This is a genomic window from Pseudomonas sp. R76 (assembly GCF_009834565.1).
Classification (GTDB): Bacteria; Pseudomonadota; Gammaproteobacteria; order Pseudomonadales; family Pseudomonadaceae; genus Aquipseudomonas.
In genome coordinates this window covers 6,524,607-6,546,490 of record NZ_CP019428.1, presented here as the reverse complement: position 1 = coordinate 6,546,490, position 21,884 = coordinate 6,524,607, and the positions used below count along the sequence as shown (strand labels likewise).

Below are 21,884 nucleotides of genomic sequence, written 5' to 3'. Positions count from 1 at the left end.
AAGCAAAACATTACGAGTAGATTTTTTCGTCATAGATATGCAGCTAGTCTACAGTTCTGATTGGTAAATCTAGGTAACTGTCGAGCAGAATTTTTAAAGTTTTGTAGGCCGGAACTATGAGTTCCAGCCTTGCGTTTTATTATGCAGCCTTAGGAGGTTCTGGAGGCCATGGGTCAGATTGGGGCGGAGCAGGTGGTATTGGAAGAGAAACTTTAGAGACTAGATCTTGAACAACTTTGCTTTCTATTGTTTGGTAGGGGTCGAGGTACTCGGTTCCTATATGCAGAGCTTCGATTTTTATTATGTCTATGGCCATGCCTGATTTGTCTTTTCTATCTCCACGGGCTACAAAAAATGATGCATATTTGCTAGGTGAAACACCAGAGAATGTTTCGAATAAAGTCTTTCCAGCATGATTTGCATCAGTCGTTATGGCATCTTCATGCAAGTCGAGTGCTAGGCTTTTTTCATAAGGTTCAATGTAGACAACTCGCTGAATGCCGGCAGCGATAATGTGGCGTGCACAGTTATGGCACGGGAATGTAGTCGTATACAGCACGCACGAGTCTGTGGAATTACCCTGGGATCTGGCCAGGCCAAGAATCGCTTCCATTTCCGCATGAATCGCACGGGAAAACTCAATTATTGAGCCGGCTCTAGTTTCCTTTTGTATAAGTCTGGCTAGCTCAGATTTAACCTTGTCGGTGACAGTTACCTGGGAACTAACAATTGCCACAATATCTTGGATAAGAGCAGATTTGTGGATATCGTTATAGCATTTTCCCCCATGATATATGCAGCGTTGATCGTTTTCAGTGTCGGATGTGTACAGGCCTCCACCAAATTTCGGGACGTCATTCCAACCTAGGGAAATGACATTTCCTTCTTTGTTTGCGATTGCCGCGCCAACCTGTCTGCTTAGACAGGCCGATTTTAGGGAGGCCGAATAGGCTGCGTACATTCCAGATTCATCTTTGGTCGGCGTAACGCCATTTTTGCCATGGACCAATGCTACAAAACGCTGGCAAGGAGCAAAAAGATTGGAAATCGAATCTTGATTATTTCTAATGAAATAGTCAGCTAGCTGGACGGTCTTTTCGAGCTTCTGTCCATATGTTGCATTTATTTCGTTTCGGTCCCGATCAATTAAGTATTGAGCTTCATGTCCTGGAATTTTCTCTGTTCGCGTTAGATAATTGAATCTGACATTCTGCGGGCTTAGAACACCTATTAGATAAAATATTTCACCGTAAACCAGTTTGAAAAGCTCCACTTCTTCGGGGTGCTTGAGTTGGTCAATTATATAGATGGTCTTGGGTGGTTTGTCTGTATCACCTTTTGACATTGCTGTATCACGTTTAGCTGCCACGCTAGCCATTGAAAGAGCCGCTAGTATCTGTGGGTCGAACTTTTGTCTTAAGTCGTTTCCGAGGTCTTGAAGAGTGGTGTACCGTTCTTTACCTGCGGCAGGTTCAAGAGAGAGGTGTTTCAGGTTTTCAGGGAGTCCATTTTTTTTTGTAATGAGACTTTATTATATCGCTGATTTTTATATGCTCAGTAACATAGCCGTACTCTTCAAACTGGGTACGAGTCGTCCTTATAACGTCTGCTAAGTTACAGCCGACCGGACCGCAAAAGGCGATAATTATTTCATCACTGCGACGACCTTCTATACGCTCCCTGATATCACGCGTATTAGTAGTTTTGTCGTCGCTAGGTGAGGCTCTTTCCTTAGAAATTGGTACTGACATTCATCGCGCCCTTGAGCGCGAGACAAAAGGTATACCTTTTGTTACCAGTCTACTTTTTGCGCTCGCGCTAGAATATTTTTAATGGCTTTATTGTATTCGTTTTCGGCTTTTTTTTCTTTGAAAGCAGCGAAGCCGACAATGTTGGAGTTCTGATTTTTGTCCTGTTGGACTGATTTATCATTTTGATAAACATTTGTATCGTCAGATCTCTTCATTTCCGTTTCCTTTCTCCCGTTGAAGCGCGGAGTGTGGGCTTTCAAAGTGGGTGCATTCTACAGTCGCCAAACACAAAATCAATGTCTTTACAACCGATAGGTTAGCTTGTTGTTTCTTTCTGGCAAGCCTGGAGCTCAAAAAGCTTCCAGGCGATGACGGCAGGAGTTTTCTCATAGCTCTGGATCACTTAACAACAATCACCCGGCATTTATTTTGTAAATCCATCCATCAGGTGAGGTGGCATAAAGCCTCCTAGAATCACCAAAAAACGGGCAAATGTGCTGGAGCATCCCTCTCGGAGGGGGAAAGTTCCTCCTAATATACCGTTTGACCGTTGCCAACAGAGCCACCCCCTTTTCACTAAATCAGTAGGTGCAATTGCGATACGCGTTTCCACCAGGGGGATTTTTTGTGCTTGGGCTGCTCAGGCTCCGGAAGCATATGCGGTACATCTTGAAGCCTAATCCACGCCTGATTGTTCCAGTGCAAGAGACTTAGCGACATCTGCGGCCAATCGAGCAAGCTGAGTGCCGGGCGTTCACAACGTAGATTTTTTTGAGCATCGCGCAGCGCAGGAACGACGTCATGGGTCAACCATTCACGAAGGCTTCGATATTCTGGACAGTAGTGGTATACCAGCAGCGCATAGATGGCTGACTCGCTAATCAGCAGCGTCCGTTCGACAGCACCATGATGGAGCGCCTTTCGATACTGACGTTGATCCGGATCAAGCTTACGCAACGCTCGCTCGTCCAAATAAAGCCTCAGCAACCGACCCAAATCACGCGCGCTGAACCAAGCCTGGTTCTCCAACAAGAGCGCATGAAGATGCAGATTGTGTCGCGTAAAGACATGAGGAATGAGGTGATCGTTTTCCATGGTGCAGTACCCATATTCGCTTGAGAGGACTGCCGTTTACCGTCGCCAAACGATAAGGGTGGCAGCTGCGTGCGGGTTGGCGAGCCGGTGCAAGCGAATACCGGCAGACCCTGAGGTCTCCCACACACAGCCACCATAAAACGAGTCGGGAGCTAATGCCCGATATCGGAGGGTGGACGCTGTGCGTCGCAAGCTTTCCGGGTCGCCAAACCCAGCGCTGAATGATCAGCAGCGAGCAGCCTAAAGAGATGGTGCGTGGCGATGCTATCGGAAAGCGTAAGCGCATGTCGTAGGAAGGTTCCTGAAGACATTCGCTGAATGAAGATAGCAGGAAGACCATTGCAGCCTTCCCATCAGTTTCAAGAAATCCGTTTATTCAGCAGAGGGTGGCGTCAGGCGCGCTTCCAGCTCGGCGACTTTCGCCTCCAAACTCTCCAACCGTGCACGCGTGCGGGCCAGCACCACCATCTGGCTATCAAACTCTTCCCGGCTGACCAGGTCGAGTTTGCTGAAGCCGCTTTGCAGCAGCGCCTTGAACTGGCTTTCGATTTCGTTGCGGGGCAGCGGGGTGTCGCCGCTGAACAGGCGAGAGGCGTGGCCGCTCAGGGCGTCGAGGAGGTCTTTGGGCGCGAGCATGGGAAACATTCCGGAAAACTGTTGGCCGGCAGTGTATCACGCAGCGTCTATAGTCATTTTCACGGCCGTGAGCGCACGCTTTTCGCGCAGAGGGCCGGGCGGCTGCGCACTGTTTTTGTGCGCATTGCGGTCGCCAATTCGCCCCGCAGGTGGGCATAAGTGGGCAAAGGACTGATTTCAGTGATTTTTACGGAGCTGGCAAGGTTTCTGCTTAGACGATCATGACCCATGCACTGATGCAGTCGCTGTGACGAATGCAGTGCGCCGACGGATCAGGGGTACAGGTTTCGTCACCAGTGGTTCGCTGGCGTCGCAACGGTAAATGCCGAGGCGACGACGCGTTACAAAGCCAGGCACTGCGCTTAGACTTGAGACGGGTTTGTTTTCCTGGGGCAAGTCCACCAATTCGGGAGAGAGTTTTCATGAAGCTAGTCACTGCCATCATCAAGCCGTTCAAGTTGGACGATGTACGCGAGTCGTTGTCCGAGATCGGCGTGCAGGGCATTACCGTTACTGAGGTCAAAGGCTTCGGTCGGCAGAAGGGTCACACCGAGCTGTATCGCGGCGCGGAATACGTGGTCGATTTCCTGCCGAAGGTGAAGATTGATGTCGCCATTGACGACAAGGATCTTGACCGGGTTATCGAGGCGATAACCAAGGCGGCCAACACCGGCAAGATCGGTGACGGCAAGATCTTCGTGGTCAATCTGGAACAGGCTATTCGCATCCGTACCGGCGAAACCGATACCGACGCAATCTAAGCCGCCAAACCCCCAACGCCCCAGGAGAAAACAATATGACTCTGCGTAAATTCGCAGGGCTAGGAGCCCTGTTGTCCCTCGTAATGCCTGCCTTGGCATTGGCGGCGGACCCAGCCCCTGCTCCAGTCCTCAATTCCGGTGACACCGCGTGGATGCTCACGTCCACCGCGCTGGTGCTGTTCATGACTATTCCGGGCCTGGCGCTGTTCTACGGCGGCATGGTTCGCTCCAAAAACATTCTTTCCGTGATGATGCAGTGCTTCGCCATCACCGGCTTGATCACTATCTTGTGGTTCGTTTACGGCTACAGCATGGCGTTCGACACCACCGGTATGGAAGCAGGCGTCGTCAACCTCAACTCGTTCGTGGGCGGCCTGTCCAAACTGTTCCTGTCGGGTGTGACCCCGGCGAGCATCACCGGCCCTGCGGCGCTGTTCCCTGAGGCGGTGTTCGTCACCTTCCAGATGACGTTCGCCATCATTACTCCTGCGCTGATCGTCGGTGCTTTCGCCGAGCGTATGAAGTTCTCCGCGATGCTGATCTTCATGGGCGTCTGGTTCACCCTGGTCTACGCACCGATTGCGCACATGGTGTGGGGCGGTCCGGGTTCGCTGCTGGGTGACTGGGGCGTGCTGGACTTCGCCGGCGGCACCGTGGTGCACATCAACGCCGGTGTGGCCGGCCTGGTGGCGTGCCTGGTACTCGGCAAGCGTAAAGGTTTCCCAACCACCCCGATGGCACCTCACAACCTGGGTTACACCCTGGTCGGTGCGGCCATGCTGTGGGTCGGCTGGTTCGGCTTCAACGCCGGTTCCGCGGCTGCAGCCAACGGCACTGCCGGTATGGCGATGCTGGTCACCCAGATCGCTACCGCTGCTGCGGCGCTGGGCTGGATGTTCGCCGAGTGGGTCACCCACGGTAAGCCAAGCGCACTGGGTATCGCCTCGGGCGTAGTCGCTGGCCTGGTGGCAATCACCCCGGCTGCCGGCACCGTGGGCCCAATGGGCGCCCTGGTCATCGGCCTGGCGGCGGGCGTGGTGTGCTTCTTCTGCGCCACTACCCTGAAACGCAAACTGGGCTACGACGACTCCCTGGACGCCTTCGGCGTGCACGGTATCGGCGGTATCCTCGGCGCGATCCTGACCGGCGTGTTCGCTGCGCCTTCCCTGGGCGGCTTCAACGCAGCCACCACTGACATCGCGGCGCAAGTCTGGATCCAGTGCAAAGGCGTCGGTTTCACCGTGATCTACACGGCTATCGTGACCTTCATCATCCTCAAGGTGCTGGATGCCGTCATGGGCCTGCGGGTTACCGACGAAGAAGAGGCCGTGGGCCTCGACCTGGCGCAACACAACGAACGCGGCTACAACTTGTAAGTACGCGAAAAAAAGATGCCCGGCTTGCCGGGCATTTTTTTGCCTGGCGTTTGTCAGTGATAGGACCTGTACCGGTTTTTACGCAGAGTTTGTGATGGCGCGCACACGGTACTTTTCAGCGTGCAAAAGTCTTACATGCATGTAGGCGTATTCGGTACTTTGTTTTTTCCCTGAGCGCGCTAGAATGCGCGCCGATGGGCGGAGAACTGTATGTGGCAACAGACCCTGATAACCCTGCGGGCCAAGCCCCGGGGCTTTCACCTGGTAACGGATGAGTTGCTCGCCGGCTTGCCTGAATTGAAGGCTTGTCGCGTGGGCTTGTTGCATTTGTGGCTGCAGCACACCTCGGCCTCGTTGACCGTCAACGAGAATGCCGACCCGGCGGTTCGCCGTGACTTCGAGCGTTTTTTCAATGCGCTGGTGCCGCAAGGCATGGCGGGATATGAACACAACGACGAAGGTCCGGATGATCTGCCGGCGCACTTCAAGGCCAGTCTCCTGGGCTGCCAGCTGAGTTTGCCGGTCAAGGCCGGCCGCTTGGCGATGGGGACCTGGCAAGGTGTTTATCTGGGCGAGCACCGTGATCATGGCGGTGCTCGTAAAGTCCTCGCCACCTTGCACGGTGATGGGGCATAAGCCACGGGTAATCCTGTGGATGTGATTTTTTCCGGCAAACTCGACAGAGGGTGAAGCTGGGCTATAACTAATCTGCTTTTCGCAAGTCATGAGGTAGAACATGAGCGACGATGATCTGGAAAACGACGAACTTGAAGTAGGCGACGACGAGACCGAAGAGGGTCTTGAAGCGGCCGTTGAAGACGTTGCTGACGATGGCGACGAAATCAGCGATGACGCGCCTGCCAAAGCCGCCAAAGGCAAAGCCAAGGCCGCTGTATCGGTAGACGAACTGCCGAGCGTTGAAGCCAAGAACAAAGAGCGCGATGCGCTGGCCCGTGCGATGGAAGAATTCCTCGCTAAAGGCGGCAAAGTGCAGGAAGTCGAGGCCAACGTGGTGGCAGACCCGCCTAAGAAGCCGGATAACAAGTACGGCAGCCGTCCTATCTAAGGTCAGCAGTTCGCTTGTAAGAAAAAGCCCGCCGTCGCTGCGGGCTTTTTCATGGCTGTAACAAAGTTGCAGATCCGCCGCAGTCCCGTGTGGGAGCTGGCTTGCCTGCGATAGCGGTCGTCAGCTAGTGATGTGCTGTCTGGCTCACCGTCATCGCAGGCAAGCCAGCTCCCACATTTGGTTTTTGCGTCAGTTCCAGCTACGCAGCAGCGCTGGCAGCTCCGCCAAGTTACGAATTTCCGCATCCGGGCGCTTATCCGCCTCCCACGCCTTACCCGTCGGGTTAAACCACACCGCACGCAGCCCTGCCTGCTGCGCACCGGCGATGTCGTCACCGGGGTGATCGCCGATATGCACCGCCTGACTGGCGTCCACGCCGCCGCGTTGCAACGCTTCTTGAAACAACCGCGCATCCGGCTTGGCGATGCCGATATCTTCGGCACGCAGGGCAAAGTGGAAATAGTCCGCCAGCCCGACGCGCTGCACATCGGCATTACCGTTGGTGATCACCCCCAGCAAGAAGTGCTGGCGCAGCGCCTGCAACATCGGCTCGGCTTCGGGAAATGGCGTGAGCTGGTGCCGCGCATGAATAAACGCTTCGTAGCACACATCTGCCATTTCCGTGGCTTCAGGCTGTGGATAACCGGCCTCTTCAAACGCGTGCATCAACACCCGATGGCGCAGGGTGCTGATGCGGTATTTGAGCTCGGGATGGCGCTCCAGCACCTGCTGGCGCAGGCGGGCGAAATGCTCCAGGGGCAATTCGCCGACTTTGGTGGCGTTGATCGCCAGCCACTCGCGCATCGACGCTTCGGCGCCGATGATGACGGGTACGTTGTCCCAGAGTGTGTCGTCCAGGTCGAAGGTGATCAGCTTGATACTCATGAGTCGCCGCCCTTGATGCGTTTGGCCCGTGGATGGGCGCTGTCGTACACCGTCGCCAGGTGTTGGAAGTCGAGGTGGGTATAGATCTGCGTGGTCTTGATGTCGGAGTGGCCGAGCAGTTCCTGCACCGCGCGCAGGTCCTGGGACGATTCCAACATATGGCTGGCAAAAGAGTGTCGCAGCATATGTGGGTGCAGGTTCTGCCCCAGCTCGCGTTCACCGGCGAGCTTGACCCGCACCTGAATCGCCCGTGGCCCGAGGCGCCGGCCTTGCTGGCTGACAAACACCGCATCGTCCGCGGGGTTGGTCAACAGACGCAGCGGCAGCCATAGTTGCAAGGCTTCCCGCGCCTTGCGGCCGACTGGCAACACGCGGGTCTTGCTGCCCTTGCCGAGCACTTGCACCAGGCAGTCCGCCAGGTCCAGTTGGTCGAGGTTCAGGCCCGTCAGCTCCGACAGGCGCAGGCCCGAGGAATAGAACAGCTCAAGAATCGCCTGGTCGCGGTGCGCGAGGAAGTCATCTTCGACGGCGCCGTCGAGCAATTGCAGGGCGCGATCGGTGTCGAGGGTCTTGGGCAGCCGCCGCTCGCCTTTGGGTGGGGACAGACCGTTGGCCGGGTCGTGATCACACAGGCCTTCGCGGTTCAGGTAGTGATAAAGGCCGCGCACCGCCGAGAGCAGGCGCGACAGGCTGCGCGAAGATTGGCCTTGCTGGTGCAGCCGCGCGATCAAGCTGCGCAGGCTCTGGATATCCAGGGCTTTCCAGCTGGCGATCTGTTGTTTTTCGCAATACGCCAGGACCTTGTTCAGGTCCCGTCGATAGGCTTCCAGCGTGTGGGGCGACACCTGGCGCTCGTTGCGCAGGTGAGCGCAATAAGTGTCCAGTTGCCGTTCCATGGCTAGCGCACCGCGCGCAGGGCGGTGGTGAAGCGCGGCAGTACCCGGCCGAGCACTTCGGCGATGTAGGTCAGGAACAGCGTGCCCACCGAGCTTTTGTAGTGTTGCGGATCACGACTGGCGATGGCCAGTACGCCGTGCAGGCCCTGATAGCTGAGGGCGACCACGGCAGTCGAGCCGATCTGCTTGCGCTGTTCGGCACCAAACAGGAAGTCCAGCTCATGCTCGCGCAAGGTGCCACTGATGGTCTTGCCTTCAGAGAGCAGGCCGCCAATCGCGGTTTGCGCTTCGCCACCGCTGACCCAGCGACCCACCGGCATTGGGTTGTCGCTGAACAGGATCAGGCTGACAAAGGGCACCTGGAAGTCCTGGCGCAGGCTGTCTTCCACGGCGATCACCGTTTCTTCCAGGCTGGTAGCGTCCATCAGGGTAAGAATCAGGCGACGGGTTTTCTCGAACAGGCGGTCATTGTCGCGGGCGACGTCCATCAGGTGCGAGAGCTTGTGGCGCATTTCGATATTGCGCTCACGCAGGATCTTCATCTGCCGCTCCACCAGCGACACGGTGTCGCCGCGCTGGTGGGGAATGCGCAGGGCCGGCAGCAGCTCTTCGTGTTCGACGAAGAAGTCCGGGTTAGCCTCAAGGTACGCCGCGACTGCAGCGGCCTCCAGACTTTCGCTTGGGTTTGCTTGGGCGGGTACTTGAGGCTTATCGGTCATTAGCTTGGCTCACTCATAGACGGACCTGTCCTTCGTATACACGCGAGGCCGGCCCGGTCATCATCACCGGGTGGCCAGGGCCTGCCCATTCGATGGACAAGCGTCCACCGGGCAGGTCGATCAACAGCGGCGAATCCATCCACCCCTGGCTGATCGCGGCCACGGCCGCAGCGCAAGCGCCGGTGCCGCAGGCCTGGGTTTCGCCGGCGCCGCGTTCCCACACGCGCAGTTGCGCGCGGGTACGGTCGATCACCTGCAGGAAGCCCACATTGACCCGTGCCGGAAAGCGCGGGTGATGTTCGATTTTCGGCCCCAGTTCATGCACGGGCGCGTTGTTGATGTCGTTGACCCGCAGAACGGCGTGGGGGTTGCCCATCGACACGGCCGCGATATCTACCGTCTTGCCATCAACCTCCAGCGCGTAATGGGTCGCCTGCTCGGTGGCCTGGAACGGAATATCCGCCGGCACCAGGCGTGGCGCGCCCATGTTCACGCTGATCTGGCCATCGCTGCGGATGTCCAGTTCGATCACGCCGCTTTTGGTTTCGACGCGAATCTGGCGTTTGGCGGTCAGGCGTTTGTCCAGCACAAAACGTGCGAAGCAGCGCGCACCGTTGCCGCACTGTTCCACTTCGGAACCATCGGAGTTGAAGATCCGGTAACGGAAATCCACCTCCGGGTTGCTCGGCGCCTCGACGATCAGCAACTGGTCAAAACCGATGCCAGTGTGACGGTCGCCCCACTGTTTGGCGTGCTTGGGCAGGATGTGCGCGTGCTGGCTGACCAGGTCGAGGACCATAAAGTCATTGCCCAGCCCGTGCATCTTGGTAAAACGCAGCAGCATGGCTTACTCCGGCAGCAGGCTTTCGCCAGCATACAACTCGGCTACCGTCTCGCGGCGACGCACTTCAAACGCTTGATCACCGTCCACCAGCACCTCGGCGGCACGGCCGCGGGTGTTGTAGTTGGAACTCATGACAAACCCGTAGGCACCGGCCGAATGCACGGCCAGCAGGTCGCCTTCTTCCAGGGCCAGCTGACGCTCCTTGGCCAGGAAGTCACCGGTCTCGCAGATCGGGCCGACGATGTCGTAATTACGGCCTTCGCCAGCACGTGGCTTGACGGCAGTCACATCCATCCAGGCCTGGTAGAGCGCCGGGCGGATCAGGTCGTTCATCGCCGCGTCGACGATGGCGAAGTCCTTGTACTCGGTGTGCTTGAGGTACTCGACCTGGGTCAGTAACACGCTGGCGTTGGCGACTATGTAGCGGCCCGGCTCGAACATCAGGGTCAGGCCGCGGCCTTCAGTGCGCTCGCGCACGGCCTGGATGTAGTCGGCGATCTGCGGCGGTTCTTCATCGCGATAACGCACACCCACGCCACCACCCAGATCGATGTGTTGCAGGTAGATGCCGCACTCGCCCAGGCGGTCGGTCAGCGCCAGCAGGCGGTCGAGCGCATCCAGGAACGGTGGCAGGGTGGTCAGTTGCGAGCCGATATGGCAGTCGACACCCAGCACTTCCAGGTTCGGCAACTGCGCGGCGCGGATGTACACGTCCTCGGCATCGGCAATGGCGATGCCGAACTTGTTCTCTTTAAGGCCGGTGGAAATGTACGGGTGGGTGCCGGCATCGACGTCCGGGTTGACGCGCAGGGAGATCGGCGCGCGAACGCCCATCTCGGCGGCGACCACTTGCAGGCGCTCCAGCTCATCGGTGGATTCTACGTTGAAGCAATGCACGCCCACTTCGAGGGCGCGGCGCATGTCTTCGCGGCTCTTGCCGACGCCGGAGAATACGATCTTGTCAGGTTGGCCGCCGGCCGCCAGCACGCGCTCCAGTTCACCACGGGAAACGATGTCGAAACCAGCGCCGAGACGCGCCAGGACATTCAGTACACCCAGGTTGGAGTTGGCCTTGACGGCGTAGCACACCAGGCTCGGCGTGCCTTCCAGCGCGTCGGCAAAGGTGCGGTATTGGGCTTCGATGTGCGCACGTGAGTACACGTAAGTCGGGGTGCCAAAGCGCTCGGCAATTGCGGACAGCGCCACGCCTTCCGCGAACAGCTCGCCGTCCCGGTAGTTAAAAGCGTCCATGGGTTTCCCTTATTGATAGGTGTCGTGCTTGTGCGCCTTTGACGGCTTTTGTGACGACTGCGCCTGATCATTTGGGTCTTTGCTGTCATCGGGCAGGTACAGCGGGCCTTTTTGACCACAGGCACTAACGAGGCAAGCGACCGCGACGAGCGCAGCAAGGGAAGAGATCAGGCGCTTCATGGCGAAATCCTTGAATATGCATTAATTGCGCCCGAGTATACCGACCACCCGCCAGCTTGCCTATGCGCCGGAATACCCGTCCGGCGGGGGTTTGCCGAGATGGTTGGGAAGCAGGCTACGCTGGCCGTGGATATTTCATACCGCCATCGGTAATGAACTCGGTATCCTTTGCAATAAGCGGGGCTCGCCCGTATCGTGCGGCGCTTGAGCAAAACCAGACACTTTTGAGGTTGCCACAATGAGTTTGACCGAAGCCCGTTTTCACGACCTGGTGGATTCGACCCAGCAGGCGCTGGAAGATATTTTCGACGACAGCGGCCTGGACGTGGACCTGGAAAACTCGGCCGGCGTGCTGACCGTCAAGTTTGAAAACGGCACCCAACTGATCTTCAGCCGCCAGGAGCCGCTGCGTCAGTTGTGGCTGGCGGCGCGTTCGGGTGGTTTTCACTTCGACTTCAACGAAGAAGACAACAATTGGCAGTGCGATACCAGCGATGAGCTGTTGAGCGAAATGCTCGCACGCCTGGTTCAAGAACAAGCCGGCGTCGAGCTGGACTTCGACGAGATTTGATCGTGACCCAGCCTGCACCTGTACGCCCGCTCAAGCCGCTGTTCAGCAATGTCAGCCCGGCGGTGCCGTCACCTTGTATCAGTTTGTGTCGCCTGGACGAGCAAAAAGTCTGCCTCGGCTGCTTCCGCCACGTGGAAGACATCCGTGAATGGCGCTCCGCCGACGATGCCCGGCGCCGGGTGATCTGCGCCGAGGCCGAACAGCGCCGGAGCCTCGCCTGAGGTCGTCTTGTTTATTTGTGACGCTGTGGTAGTGTCCGGGTACACCTCAACTCATCGAGGTCCGTGAGAACCCCGCCTTTTCCTGGCGGGGTTTTGCTTTTTTGTGCAGAAAAAAGGAGTCTGCCTGAATCATGACCACCGCACCTTCCATCATCCTCACCCGTCTTGACGTGCAGCGTCTGGAGCAACTGATCGACCGCTTGGGCGACGAGTTTCCCGGCGTCGAAGCATTGCAAGCCGAGCTCGACCGTGCCGATCAAGTTGGCCACGATGAAGTGCCTGCAAGTGTCGTGACCATGAACTCCCGCGTGCATTGCCGTGAGCAAGGCAGCGGCAAGGACTATCACCTGACCCTGGTTTACCCCAAGGACGCGAATGCCGACGAAGGCAAGATCTCGATCCTGGCGCCGGTGGGCAGCGCATTGCTCGGCCTGCAAGTGGGCCAGCACATCGATTGGCCGGCGCCGGGCGGCAAGACCCTCAAGCTGGAATTGCTCAGTGTTGAAGGCCAGCCCAAAGATGGCGGCGCCTTCCTGCTCTAAATCTGGCTCAGCGCCGCATTCAGTGACAACTCCAGCTCGGCCTTGTAGCGCAGGTACAAGTTGCTCGGGCTTTGCACATCACCGAGCAGGCCGGACAGGTCCAGGTCGGTGATGTAGCAGCGGTAGCGCTCGGTTTCCCGGCGCTGCCCGACGATTTCCTGGGCGACCACTGCAAACAGTTGGTCGCCGAACTCCAACTCTGAAAACTCCCGTTGATTACAGTACAGCGTGATGCCGACCTGGCCGGGCGCGGCCTTGCCGATAATCGCCTGCACGTCATAAAACGGCTTGTTGGCGGGATTCTGAGGGGCTGGCCGTGGCTCGATGCCACGTGCGCGATGGCTGCCGGAGGGCAACAGTTGGTAATACAAGGTTTGCACTTCGCCCAACGGCTGGTGCGTGTCCAGCGGCGAGAGCGCTTCGCGGCGGTAGATGATCGACTGCAGAAAACGCTGCAAGGGCGCCAACAGGCTTTGTTCGTCATGGAATGGCAAGCGTTGCTGCCACAGCGCGTTGAATTCATCCAGCACATACAACTCGGCGAAGCCTTCATTGACGCGGTAGAACACCTGCACACAATCGGCCAGGCCCATGGGCAACAGCAGCGCGAGGTCGTGGTCTTCCAGGGCCATGGCGTCCAGGTGCAGCGGGCTGTAGCTGGCCAGTTCTTCACTGAGGTAGGCGATCAGCGCATCCTGGGTCGGCAGTGACACATGGGTGGCCTGGCCCGGCATCAGTTCCATCACGTGGTAGTGCTGCTGCACCTGCAGCAAGTAGCGGTGATTGCCCTGGCCCAGCAGCAGGTTCTGCGCAGTGTCGAAGATTTCCTCTACGCGCTGGGCAATGAACTGCGCACGGTTGTGACAGAAACAACGCACCCGCAGGCGTGGCAAGTGGTCCGGCGGTAACTGGTTGAGGTAGTCGCGCAGGCAATCGAGCAGCGCGTGGGAGCCGTCGTAGCGGCTGACCAGCACCTCGTTCCAACTGTTGAGCGTGACCTGATCCAGGGTCAAAACCAGGTTGTCGCGCACACCGGCGTAGCTCAAGGAGTCGGTGCGCTCGGTGGTCATCAGGATATTCAGGTCGCGGTGATGCTTGAGCGGGTCGACGCCGACGTTGATCAGTAGCAGCACTTCTTCCGGCACCGCCGAGCGCAATAAACGCTCTTCATCGACGCCGGCCAAGGGCAGGGCGATGGTCTGTTGCAGGCTGCCCAGCAGGTTGAACAGTTCGAATTCGGTCATGTCGCTGACGCCCGGGTGCAGTGCCAGGCGAGTGCTGCTGTCGATCACGCCGTTGCGGTGGCACCAGGTGAGCATTTCCAACAGGTCGCGGCTGCGCTTGATCGGTGCGAAGTGCTCCCACTCCAGCGCCGTGAGGTTGCCGTTGTACAGGCCCCAATGGTGTTGGCCGGGCTCTTTGCGGTTGGGCGATTGCACCAGGGTCAGGGTGTCTTCGGCCAAATCCGGGGCGATGCCGGGGTTGATGAACTCGACCTTGCCGGCCTTGCGTTCGAACGCCGCATACAGGCGACGGCCGAGCACGTTGAGATCGCGTTTGTTGATCAGGCTGACGGTCTGCTCGGTGCGGGCGAACTGAGTGAGGAAGCGATAGCTGTAATTGAGCTCATTGACCAGTGCGCGGCGCTCGGAGGCGACCTGGCGCACTTTCCACTGGCTGCGGCTGTCCAGCAAGGCCAGTTGGCGTTGGTCCCAGCCCCATTCATGGGCCAGGCGTTCCAGCAATAATCGCTGCCAGCTTGTGCCGCGTTGGCCGGCGCTGAGCTTGCGGTTGACCTTCAGGTACAGCGCGCGCCTTACAAGTTCCAGGCGTTCCGGCTCGTTGCGCGCCTTGAGGTATTCCTCGATGCGGCGGTAGACCACGATGTACGGGTCCAGCTCATCCAGGTCCATCTGGTTGGCAAACACCGCACGCTTGAAGCGCAGGCTCAGGCAATGCACATTCGGGTGTTCGCTGGCGTAGACCTCAGTCAGCAGCAGCTTGAGCACCGATTTGTAAGGCGACTCGATGCCCTTGAACAGTTGCCACAGCCCGGCGCCGATGAACTCGCCTGGCGGAATGTGAGCCAGGTGGCCCAGGTCCAGGGTTTCATCAGCGCGGATAAAACGCTTGGAAATCAGCGTGTGGGTGAATTCGGCGTAGCGGGTTTCTTCGTACACCGGCACCAGCCACCAAATCGGCGAGCGCCCGGCCAGCCAGATGGCGGTGCGGTAGAACTCATCCAGTAACAAATAATGCTGGGTGGTGCCGCAGTCGTCGGAGCTCAGTTGCGTGTCGCGCTCACCGAGTACAAAGCGCGTCGGCTCGATCAGGAAAAAGTGCGCCTCGGCGCCCATGGTCAAGGCCCAGGCTTCCAGCAACTGGCACTTTTTGCGCAGCTCGGCCAGTTCGGTGTCGCCAAGGTCCGGCGCGTGGCACACCCACACGTCCATGTCGCTCTGATCCGCTTGGGCCAGGGTGCCGAGGCTGCCCATCAGGAACAGGCCGTGGATCGGCCGGGGTGGGTTGCCATGACGTGGCTTGTAGGAGAATGAGCGGGTCAGGCGCTGGGCTTCGGTAAGCGCCTGGGCGTCGGGCTCGAAGTTCGACAGGCCTGCGGGCGTACTGCCCGAGACGTAACCTGGCAGCAGCGGGTGATTGACGTGGAAAAACAGCGGCAACAGGGTCAGCACGCTTTGCTGGCGAGGCGTCAGCCCCTCGACGGCCCGGGCCATGCGGCCTGCATTGAGGGCCATGAACCGCGCGCGCAGCTGGGCCAGCACCTTGCGGTCGATGCCTTCGTCCAGGTCGGGGCGGATTTCGTGGGTGCGGGTCATTTCTAGGTCGTTGGCTCGCAGAGCCCGACGTGGGCGGCCGTGTAGGAGTTTACAGCCAGAAGCGTAGGAGGTTTAGAGGGAAAGGGTTATTGACGTCAGAATTTTGTGTCTTCCACAGCAACGCCCTCGGAATCCGCAGAAGGCGGACTCCATGGGCGGGATCAGGTGTCAGGCAGCTTCTTTGGTGGTGGCGGTGGTCAGGATGGTCAGCAGGGTTTGGGCTTGCTCGGCAGCGTCACGGCCAAGGCTGGTCAGGTAGCCCCCGTCTGGCTGGTCGATAAGGCCTTTCGCATGGAGGCGCTTGGCAGCGGCGATGGCAGTGGGGGCGGCGGTCTGGTGGACTTTCAGACCTTCCTTGGTGCTGTCCAAGGGAAAGAGTACAAGGATTTCCAGTTCGGCAACCAACTCAGGGGTATACGACATAAGGACTCCAGACTTTCTAAAATTTATTAGAGGCTAGCAGGGCATAAGGTGAACGCACTTTGCCGGGCTGTCCAGTGAGAAAGTCGTGGGTCTTGATATGGCGCAGGTTTGTGGCGAGGAAGCAGGCCTCCAGGCCACAAAGGTACTGGATTCAGTCGTTTTCGGGCGGCAGCTCGGGCAGTGCCCGCAGTGCGGTTTCGTACCATTCGGTATCGAATGCGCGGTCTTCTTCGAGCATTTTGTCGATCTCCACGGCCAGCACGTGGGCCATGAGGTTCAAAATGTCGTCGCGCTCATAACCGACCAGGGTCAGCTTGTTGTAGGTGGCCTTGGCCGCAGGCGGGTTGTCGCTTTCGATCTGGTTTTCGATGGCCTGGGTCAGCGTACTTTCAGTGAACTCTTCTTCGTCGTTGTCGATATCGGTTGGCTCGCTCATGGCGGGGCTCCTCAAGGAAAGGGCGCCAGTCTACGCCCATTCAGGCGGGTGATGCTGCTGGTCAGGTCGGGTTCGACGCTCTATAACTTCTGCAGCCAACCCCACACCCGGCCTGGAGGCATTCGCGATGCTCAAGCTTTACGGATTTTCGGTCAGCAACTACTACAACATGGTCAAACTGGCGCTGCTGGAGAAAGGTTTGCCGTTTGAAGAGGTGCCGTTTTATGCAGGCCAGACCCCGGAAGCCCTGGCCGTCAGCCCGCGCGGCAAAGTGCCGGTGCTGGGCGTCAAACAAGGGTTTATCAACGAAACCAGCGTGATCCTTGAGTACCTCGAACACACCCAGGAAGGCCCGTCACTGCTGCCCGCCGAGCCTTTCCAGCGTGCGCAGGTACTGGCGCTGTGCAGGGAGATCGAGCTGTACATCGAACTGCCCGCCCGCGCGTGTTTCGCCGAGGCGTTCTTCGCAATGCCGGTGCCGGAGGCGATCAAGGAAAAATCCAAGGCCGAGTTGCTGTTGGGGATAGGTTCTTTGGGGCGACACGGCCAGTTTGCGCCGTACGTGGCGGGGGAGAACTTTACGATTGCCGATCTGTATTTCATGTACAGCGTGAACCTCGCCTGTGCAGTGGGCGAGAAGCTGTTTGGCCTGGATTTGCTGGCAGATTTGCCGAAGGCCAAAGCGTTGCTGGAGCGCTTGCACGAGATGCCTAACGCCAAGAGGGTTGCGGCGGACAGGGAGGCAGCGATGCCGGCGTTTATGGCGATGATTGCGGCCAAGAAGTAGAAATTTGGCGGCTGGGATGACGCCATCGCAGGCAAGCCAGCTCCCACATTTTGAAGGGTGAACCCATTCAAGTGTGGGAGCTGGCTTGCCTGCGATGCTTTTAGCCTTTAGCGGCTGGCGAGCAGTTCCTGGCCACGCACCACGGCTGCCTTGACCTGCGCCGGCGCAGTGCCGCCCACGTGGTTGCGGGCATTTACCGAGCCTTCCAGGGTCAGCACGGCGAATACGTCCTGCTCAATCTGGTCGCTGAACTGGCGCAGTTCTTCCAGGCTCATTTCCGCCAGGTCCTTGCCGGTCTCTACGCCGTACTTCACGGCATGGCCGACGATTTCGTGGCAATCACGGAACGGCAGGCCACGGCGCACCAGGTAGTCCGCCAGGTCGGTCGCGGTGGAGAACCCGCGCAGCGCCGCTTCACGCATGATCGCGTGCTTGGGCTTGATCGCCGGGATCATGTCGGCAAACGCACGCAGCGAATCACGCAGCGTGTCGGCGGCGTCGAACAGCGGCTCTTTGTCTTCCTGGTTGTCCTTGTTGTAGGCCAGCGGTTGGCCCTTCATCAAGGTCAGCAGGCCCATCAGCGCGCCGAACACGCGGCCGCTTTTGCCACGTACCAGCTCGGGCACGTCGGGGTTTTTCTTTTGCGGCATGATCGAGCTGCCGGTGCAGAAGCGGTCCGGCAGGTCGATGAACTGGAACTGCGCACTGGTCCACAGCACCAGCTCTTCGGAGAAGCGCGACAAGTGCATCATCGCGATGCTGGCCGCGGCGCAGAATTCGATGGCGAAGTCACGGTCCGACACGCCGTCCAGGGAGTTGCCGCCCACCGCGTCGAAACCCAGCAGTTGTGCGGTGTACTCGCGGTCGATCGGGTAAGTGGTGCCGGCCAGCGCAGCGCTGCCCAGCGGCATGCGGTTGGCGCGCTTGCGGCAATCCACCAGGCGATCGTAGTCGCGGCTGAGCATTTCGAACCAGGCCAGCAGGTGGTGGCCGAACGTCACAGGCTGTGCGGTTTGCAGGTGGGTGAAGCCGGGCATGATGGTGCCGGACTCACGCTCGGCTTGCTCCAGCAAACCTTTTTGCAGGCGCGTGATTTCGCCCAGGATCAAGTCGATTTCGTCACGCAGCCACAGGCGGATATCGGTGGCCACCTGGTCGTTACGGCTGCGACCGGTGTGCAGTTTCTTGCCGGTCACACCGATGCGGTCGGTGAGGCGCGCCTCGATGTTCATGTGCACGTCTTCCAGATCGACGCGCCAGTCGAACGTGCCGGCCTCGATCTCACCGCGAATGGTGGTCAGGCCATCGATGATGCTGTCGCGCTCGGCGTCGGTCAGCACGCCGACCTTGGCCAGCATCGTGGCGTGGGCGATCGAGCCCATGATGTCGTGGCGGTACAGGCGCTGGTCGAAAGTGACGGAGGCGGTGAAGCGCGCGACGAAGGCGTCGACGGGTTCACTGAAGCGGCCGCCCCAGGACTGGTTGGTCTTGTCGGTGCTCATGGATTCGCTCGTGATCTGCTTAAAAGAGGCGTGGAGGTGTGCCGCCGATAATAACAGGGTTGCCCGTGGAGGCGGTGCTGCGGGTGGTCGGCATTTTTATTTGTGCGAAGGATGGCTAAGTGCCTTGCCGCCGAACGCGTCCAGGACGAGACTGGAGGCAGGGGCTTATTGAAACGATATTTGTCGATTGAGCAATGTCGTCTCAGCCAGCGTCTACAGTTGGACTGATAGTGTGGGAATGCACCAAAGTCGGGTGATGCGGTCATAGCCCAGACTATCCATTAAAAAAGGGGGGTATTCGGATTGTGTATCAGCAAACCCTACGACGATGCCCGCAGGCAGCAGGTCTTGGGCGCTATTGAACAGGTCCGGGTAAATATGGGTGCCGCTCTCAGGGCACTTTTTGCCGCTCGCGCTAGTCTTAGCGTGGATCGCTGTGACGCAAGTCACCGCACCTGTCTACGCTATCCTTGTGCGAGACTCACGCAGGAATCCAGCGCAATATGAATGTCCTGATCGTTGATGACGAACCCCAAGCCCGCGAGCGACTGAGCCGTCTGGTCAGTGAACTCGAGGGTTATACAGTCCTTGAACCGAGCGCCACCAACGGCGAGGAGGCGTTGACGCTGATCGACAGCCTCAAGCCGGACTTGGTGTTGCTCGATATTCGCCTGCCAGGCCTTGATGGCTTGCAAGTGGCCGCCCGCCTGAGCGAGCGAGAATCGCCGCCTGCCGTGGTGTTATGCGCAGCTCAAGAAGAGTTTTCTGCGCAGACGCTCGAAGACAGCGGTGTCAGCTTTGTCGCCAAGCCGGCGACCGCCGAGGCGCTGCTCAAGGCCCTGAAAAAAGCCGAGCGCCCCAACCGCGTCCAGCTCGCCGCGCTGACCCAGCCGGCGGCGCAAAGTGGCAACGGGCCGCGTAGCCATATCAGCGCGCGGACCCGCAAAGGTATCGAGCTGATTCCCCTGAGCCAGGTGGTCTATTTTATCGCTGACCACAAGTACGTGACCCTGCGTCACGAGACTGGCGAAGTCTTGCTCGATGAGCCGCTCAAGGCCCTTGAAGATGAATTCGGCGACCGCTTTGTGCGCATCCACCGCAACGCGCTGGTGGCTCGCGAGCGAATAGAGCGTCTGCAGCGCACGCCCCTGGGGCACTTTCAGTTGTTCCTGAAAGGGCTCAATGGCGACGCCTTGATCGTCAGCCGCCGCCACGTCGCCGGTGTGCGCAAGATGATGCAGCAGCTTTAGCCCAAGGGCTTTGGTGAGGCCTGCATGCTTTATCCCGGTGCGATGCGGCCAGGGAGGCCCCGCACTTGCTGATTCAAATCAAAGCGTATTTGCCTGAGCTGTTATTATCTGCCGTATCTATTCAGTACGGATTGATCCATGTCCTCTCGCGAAATCCGCATCGCCACCCGTAAAAGCGCTTTGGCCTTGTGGCAGGCCGAATACGTAAAAGCACGTCTTGAGCAGGCCCATCCGGGTCTCAAAGTGTCTCTTGTGCCCATGGTCAGTCGCGGCGACAAGCTGCTGGACTCGCCATTGTCGAAGATTGGCGGCAAGGGCCTGTTCGTCAAGGAACTGGAAACCGCGCTGCTGGAAAACGAAGCCGACATCGCCGTGCATTCGATGAAAGACGTGCCGATGGACTTCCCCGAAGGCCTGGGCCTGTATTGCATCTGCGAGCGCGAAGACCCGCGCGATGCGTTCGTTTCCAACACCTACGCATCGCTGGAAGAACTGCCCCTGGGCAGCATCGTCGGCACCTCGAGCCTGCGTCGCCAGGCGCAGTTGCTGACCCGGCGCCCGGACCTGCAAATCCGCTTTCTGCGTGGCAACGTCAACACTCGCCTGGCCAAGCTGGATGCCGGCGAATATGACGCGATTATCCTCGCAGCAGCCGGTTTGATTCGCCTCGGTTTCGAAGACCGGATCACCTCGGCCATCAGCGTCGAAGACAGCTTGCCCGCAGGCGGGCAGGGCGCAGTGGGCATTGAATGCCGCACCGCCGACAGTGAAATCCACGCCCTGCTCAAACCCCTTGATCACCAAGACACCGAGATTCGTGTAACGGCCGAACGCGCCTTGAACAAACACCTCAATGGTGGCTGTCAGGTGCCGATTGCCTGCTACGCCGTGCTCGAAGGTGAAAACCTTTGGCTGCGTGGCCTGGTCGGCGATCCGGCCGGCGGCACGCTGCTGACCGCCGAGGTGCGCGGGCCACAGCGTGACGCCACTGCCCTGGGTATCCAGGTGGCAGAGGAGCTATTGGAAAAAGGCGCTGGCGCCATTCTCCAGAAAGTCTACGGCGAGGCCGGCCCGCAGTGACCGACTGGCGTGTGCTGCTGACGCGGCCTGCCGAGGAATCATCGGCCCTGGCCGCGACGTTGTCCGAAGCCGGCATTTTCAGCAGCAGCTTGCCTTTGCTGGACATCGAAGCCTTGCCGGTGACGGCCGAACAACACGCGGTTTTTCGTGACCTGAGCCGTTATAGCGCGGTCATTGTGGTCAGCAAACCCGCTGCGCGACTTGCTTTGCACCTGCTGGATCAGCCCTGGCCGCAGTTGCCGTGGTTCAGCGTCGGTGCCGCCACTGCGCAGGTTCTGGCCGACCACGGCCTTAACGTTCACTATCCGTCCAGTGGCGACGACAGCGAGGCCTTGCTTGCATTGCCGGCCTTGCGCGAGGCTATCGCACGCCCCGGTGCCCGGGTGCTGATCCTGCGTGGCGAGGGTGGGCGGGAGCTGCTGGCTGAGCGTTTACGCGAGCAAGGTGCTAGTGTCGACTATCTGGAGTTGTATCGTCGTCTCCTTCCGGTATACGCCGCCGGGGCGTTGATGCAACGCATCCAGTTGGAACGCTTGAATGGCGTAGTGGTCAGCAGTGGGCAGGGTTTTTTGCACCTGCAAGCCTTGGCCGGCGAAGATTGGCCTGAGGTGGCGCAGCTGCCGTTGTTCGTGCCCAGCCCGCGGGTCTATGAAATGGCGCGGGCCGCTGGCGCAGAAAAAGTTGTGGATTGTCGCGGCGCGAGTGCCGCGGCTTTGTTAGTGGCGTTACGCAGCAGTGCCCTATGAGGCATGCCGCGCCCACTCTCTGATACGCA

Annotated in this window: 25 protein-coding genes; 11 read left to right on the top strand and 14 right to left on the bottom strand. The window is 58.9% G+C overall.

What is annotated here, in order from left to right:
- Positions 1-139: 139 nt before the first annotated feature.
- The 4 genes from PspR76_RS29780 to PspR76_RS29765 all read right to left on the bottom strand — a co-directional run bounded on the left by PspR76_RS29780 (position 140) and on the right by PspR76_RS29765 (position 3,482).
- Positions 140-1,492 (bottom strand): anti-phage dCTP deaminase, encoded by a 1,353-nt coding sequence (locus tag PspR76_RS29780; protein WP_257792569.1) that lies wholly within the window; start codon positions 1,490-1,492, stop codon positions 140-142.
- Positions 1,493-1,792: 300 nt separating this feature from the next.
- On the bottom strand, positions 1,793-1,966 hold the full coding sequence (locus PspR76_RS29775) for a hypothetical protein (protein ID WP_158235252.1): 174 nt from the start codon (positions 1,964-1,966) through the stop codon (positions 1,793-1,795).
- 361 nt (positions 1,967-2,327) lie between these two features.
- Positions 2,328-2,846 (bottom strand): BRO-N domain-containing protein, encoded by a 519-nt coding sequence (locus tag PspR76_RS29770; RefSeq protein ID WP_159960930.1) that lies wholly within the window; start codon positions 2,844-2,846, stop codon positions 2,328-2,330.
- Positions 2,847-3,218: 372 nt separating this feature from the next.
- Positions 3,219-3,482, bottom strand: coding sequence for an accessory factor UbiK family protein (locus PspR76_RS29765; protein WP_071488052.1), 264 nt, complete (start codon positions 3,480-3,482; stop codon positions 3,219-3,221).
- A gap of 422 nt (positions 3,483-3,904) precedes the next feature.
- Here PspR76_RS29765 and glnK point away from each other — a divergent pair, with 422 nt between their 5' ends.
- The 4 genes from glnK (at position 3,905) to sutA (ending at position 6,685) form a co-directional block, all read left to right on the top strand.
- Positions 3,905-4,243, top strand: coding sequence for a P-II family nitrogen regulator (glnK, locus tag PspR76_RS29760; RefSeq protein ID WP_002555808.1), 339 nt, complete (start codon positions 3,905-3,907; stop codon positions 4,241-4,243).
- Positions 4,244-4,278: 35 nt separating this feature from the next.
- Positions 4,279-5,619: an ammonium transporter gene (locus PspR76_RS29755; protein WP_053258635.1), complete on the top strand. Its 1,341-nt coding sequence runs from the start codon at positions 4,279-4,281 to the stop codon at positions 5,617-5,619.
- A 210-nt stretch (positions 5,620-5,829) separates the two neighbouring features.
- Complete coding sequence (locus tag PspR76_RS29750; protein ID WP_159960928.1) at positions 5,830-6,255, top strand: secondary thiamine-phosphate synthase enzyme YjbQ; 426 nt, start codon at positions 5,830-5,832, stop codon at positions 6,253-6,255.
- 100 nt (positions 6,256-6,355) lie between these two features.
- Positions 6,356-6,685, top strand: coding sequence for a transcriptional regulator SutA (gene sutA / locus PspR76_RS29745; protein ID WP_159960926.1), 330 nt, complete (start codon positions 6,356-6,358; stop codon positions 6,683-6,685).
- Between the two features lie 189 nt (positions 6,686-6,874).
- Here the strand turns inward: sutA and PspR76_RS29740 are convergent, their stop codons facing one another.
- Genes PspR76_RS29740 through lptM form a run of 6 tightly spaced genes read right to left on the bottom strand, consistent with a single transcriptional unit; the run spans position 6,875 to position 11,460 of the window.
- Positions 6,875-7,570 carry an HAD family hydrolase gene (locus PspR76_RS29740; protein ID WP_159960924.1) on the bottom strand — a complete coding sequence of 232 codons (696 nt, stop codon included), beginning with the start codon at positions 7,568-7,570 and terminating at the stop codon, positions 6,875-6,877.
- Entirely contained in the window at positions 7,567-8,466 is a 900-nt protein-coding gene (gene xerC, locus PspR76_RS29735) for a tyrosine recombinase XerC (protein WP_159960922.1), read from the bottom strand. Before xerC ends, PspR76_RS29740 begins: the two co-directional genes overlap by 4 nt.
- 2 nt (positions 8,467-8,468) lie before the next feature.
- Positions 8,469-9,185 (bottom strand): DUF484 family protein, encoded by a 717-nt coding sequence (locus PspR76_RS29730; protein ID WP_159960920.1) that lies wholly within the window; start codon positions 9,183-9,185, stop codon positions 8,469-8,471.
- A 13-nt stretch (positions 9,186-9,198) separates the two neighbouring features.
- Complete coding sequence (gene dapF / locus PspR76_RS29725) at positions 9,199-10,029, bottom strand: diaminopimelate epimerase (protein ID WP_159960918.1); 831 nt, start codon at positions 10,027-10,029, stop codon at positions 9,199-9,201.
- Between the two features lie 3 nt (positions 10,030-10,032).
- Positions 10,033-11,280, bottom strand: coding sequence for a diaminopimelate decarboxylase (lysA, locus tag PspR76_RS29720; RefSeq protein ID WP_159960916.1), 1,248 nt, complete (start codon positions 11,278-11,280; stop codon positions 10,033-10,035).
- A gap of 9 nt (positions 11,281-11,289) precedes the next feature.
- Positions 11,290-11,460, bottom strand: a complete 171-nt coding sequence (lptM, locus tag PspR76_RS29715) for an LPS translocon maturation chaperone LptM (protein ID WP_106575828.1) — start codon at positions 11,458-11,460, stop codon at positions 11,290-11,292.
- 238 nt (positions 11,461-11,698) lie between these two features.
- Here lptM and cyaY point away from each other — a divergent pair, with 238 nt between their 5' ends.
- The 3 genes from cyaY (at position 11,699) to rnk (ending at position 12,794) form a co-directional block, all read left to right on the top strand.
- Entirely contained in the window at positions 11,699-12,031 is a 333-nt protein-coding gene (gene cyaY / locus PspR76_RS29710) for an iron donor protein CyaY (RefSeq protein ID WP_159960914.1), read from the top strand.
- Between the two features lie 2 nt (positions 12,032-12,033).
- Positions 12,034-12,252: a DUF1289 domain-containing protein gene (locus tag PspR76_RS29705; RefSeq protein WP_159960912.1), complete on the top strand. Its 219-nt coding sequence runs from the start codon at positions 12,034-12,036 to the stop codon at positions 12,250-12,252.
- A 131-nt stretch (positions 12,253-12,383) separates the two neighbouring features.
- The gene (rnk, locus tag PspR76_RS29700) at positions 12,384-12,794 is read left to right on the top strand and encodes a nucleoside diphosphate kinase regulator (protein WP_159960910.1); all 411 of its coding nucleotides are present in this window, start codon (positions 12,384-12,386) and stop codon (positions 12,792-12,794) included.
- Here the strand turns inward: rnk and PspR76_RS29695 are convergent.
- The 3 genes from PspR76_RS29695 to PspR76_RS29685 form a co-directional block, all read right to left on the bottom strand.
- A complete protein-coding gene (locus PspR76_RS29695) occupies positions 12,791-15,631 on the bottom strand; it encodes a class I adenylate cyclase (RefSeq protein ID WP_159960908.1) in 2,841 nt (946 codons plus the stop codon). The two genes, rnk and PspR76_RS29695, sit on opposite strands and share 4 nt — an antisense overlap.
- Before the next feature lie 168 nt (positions 15,632-15,799).
- On the bottom strand, positions 15,800-16,054 hold the full coding sequence (locus PspR76_RS29690; RefSeq protein ID WP_010207442.1) for a TIGR02647 family protein: 255 nt from the start codon (positions 16,052-16,054) through the stop codon (positions 15,800-15,802).
- A gap of 151 nt (positions 16,055-16,205) precedes the next feature.
- Positions 16,206-16,490, bottom strand: coding sequence for a hypothetical protein (locus PspR76_RS29685; RefSeq protein WP_159960906.1), 285 nt, complete (start codon positions 16,488-16,490; stop codon positions 16,206-16,208).
- A gap of 127 nt (positions 16,491-16,617) precedes the next feature.
- On the opposite strand from PspR76_RS29685, the gene PspR76_RS29680 reads away from it, so the two are divergent.
- On the top strand, positions 16,618-17,277 hold the full coding sequence (locus PspR76_RS29680) for a glutathione S-transferase family protein (RefSeq protein WP_159960904.1): 660 nt from the start codon (positions 16,618-16,620) through the stop codon (positions 17,275-17,277).
- A 107-nt stretch (positions 17,278-17,384) separates the two neighbouring features.
- On the opposite strand, the gene argH is transcribed toward PspR76_RS29680, so the two are convergent.
- On the bottom strand, positions 17,385-18,779 hold the full coding sequence (gene argH / locus PspR76_RS29675; RefSeq protein ID WP_159960902.1) for an argininosuccinate lyase: 1,395 nt from the start codon (positions 18,777-18,779) through the stop codon (positions 17,385-17,387).
- A gap of 503 nt (positions 18,780-19,282) precedes the next feature.
- Here argH and PspR76_RS29670 point away from each other — a divergent pair.
- From PspR76_RS29670 to PspR76_RS29660, 3 genes are all read left to right on the top strand, one after another.
- Positions 19,283-20,029: a LytR/AlgR family response regulator transcription factor gene (locus tag PspR76_RS29670; protein WP_159960900.1), complete on the top strand. Its 747-nt coding sequence runs from the start codon at positions 19,283-19,285 to the stop codon at positions 20,027-20,029.
- 138 nt (positions 20,030-20,167) lie between these two features.
- Positions 20,168-21,109, top strand: coding sequence for a hydroxymethylbilane synthase (gene hemC, locus PspR76_RS29665; protein ID WP_159960899.1), 942 nt, complete (start codon positions 20,168-20,170; stop codon positions 21,107-21,109).
- On the top strand, positions 21,106-21,855 hold the full coding sequence (locus tag PspR76_RS29660; protein WP_159960898.1) for a uroporphyrinogen-III synthase: 750 nt from the start codon (positions 21,106-21,108) through the stop codon (positions 21,853-21,855). The genes hemC and PspR76_RS29660 overlap by 4 nt, the downstream gene beginning before the upstream one ends.
- The last annotated feature ends 29 nt before the right edge of the window (positions 21,856-21,884 follow it).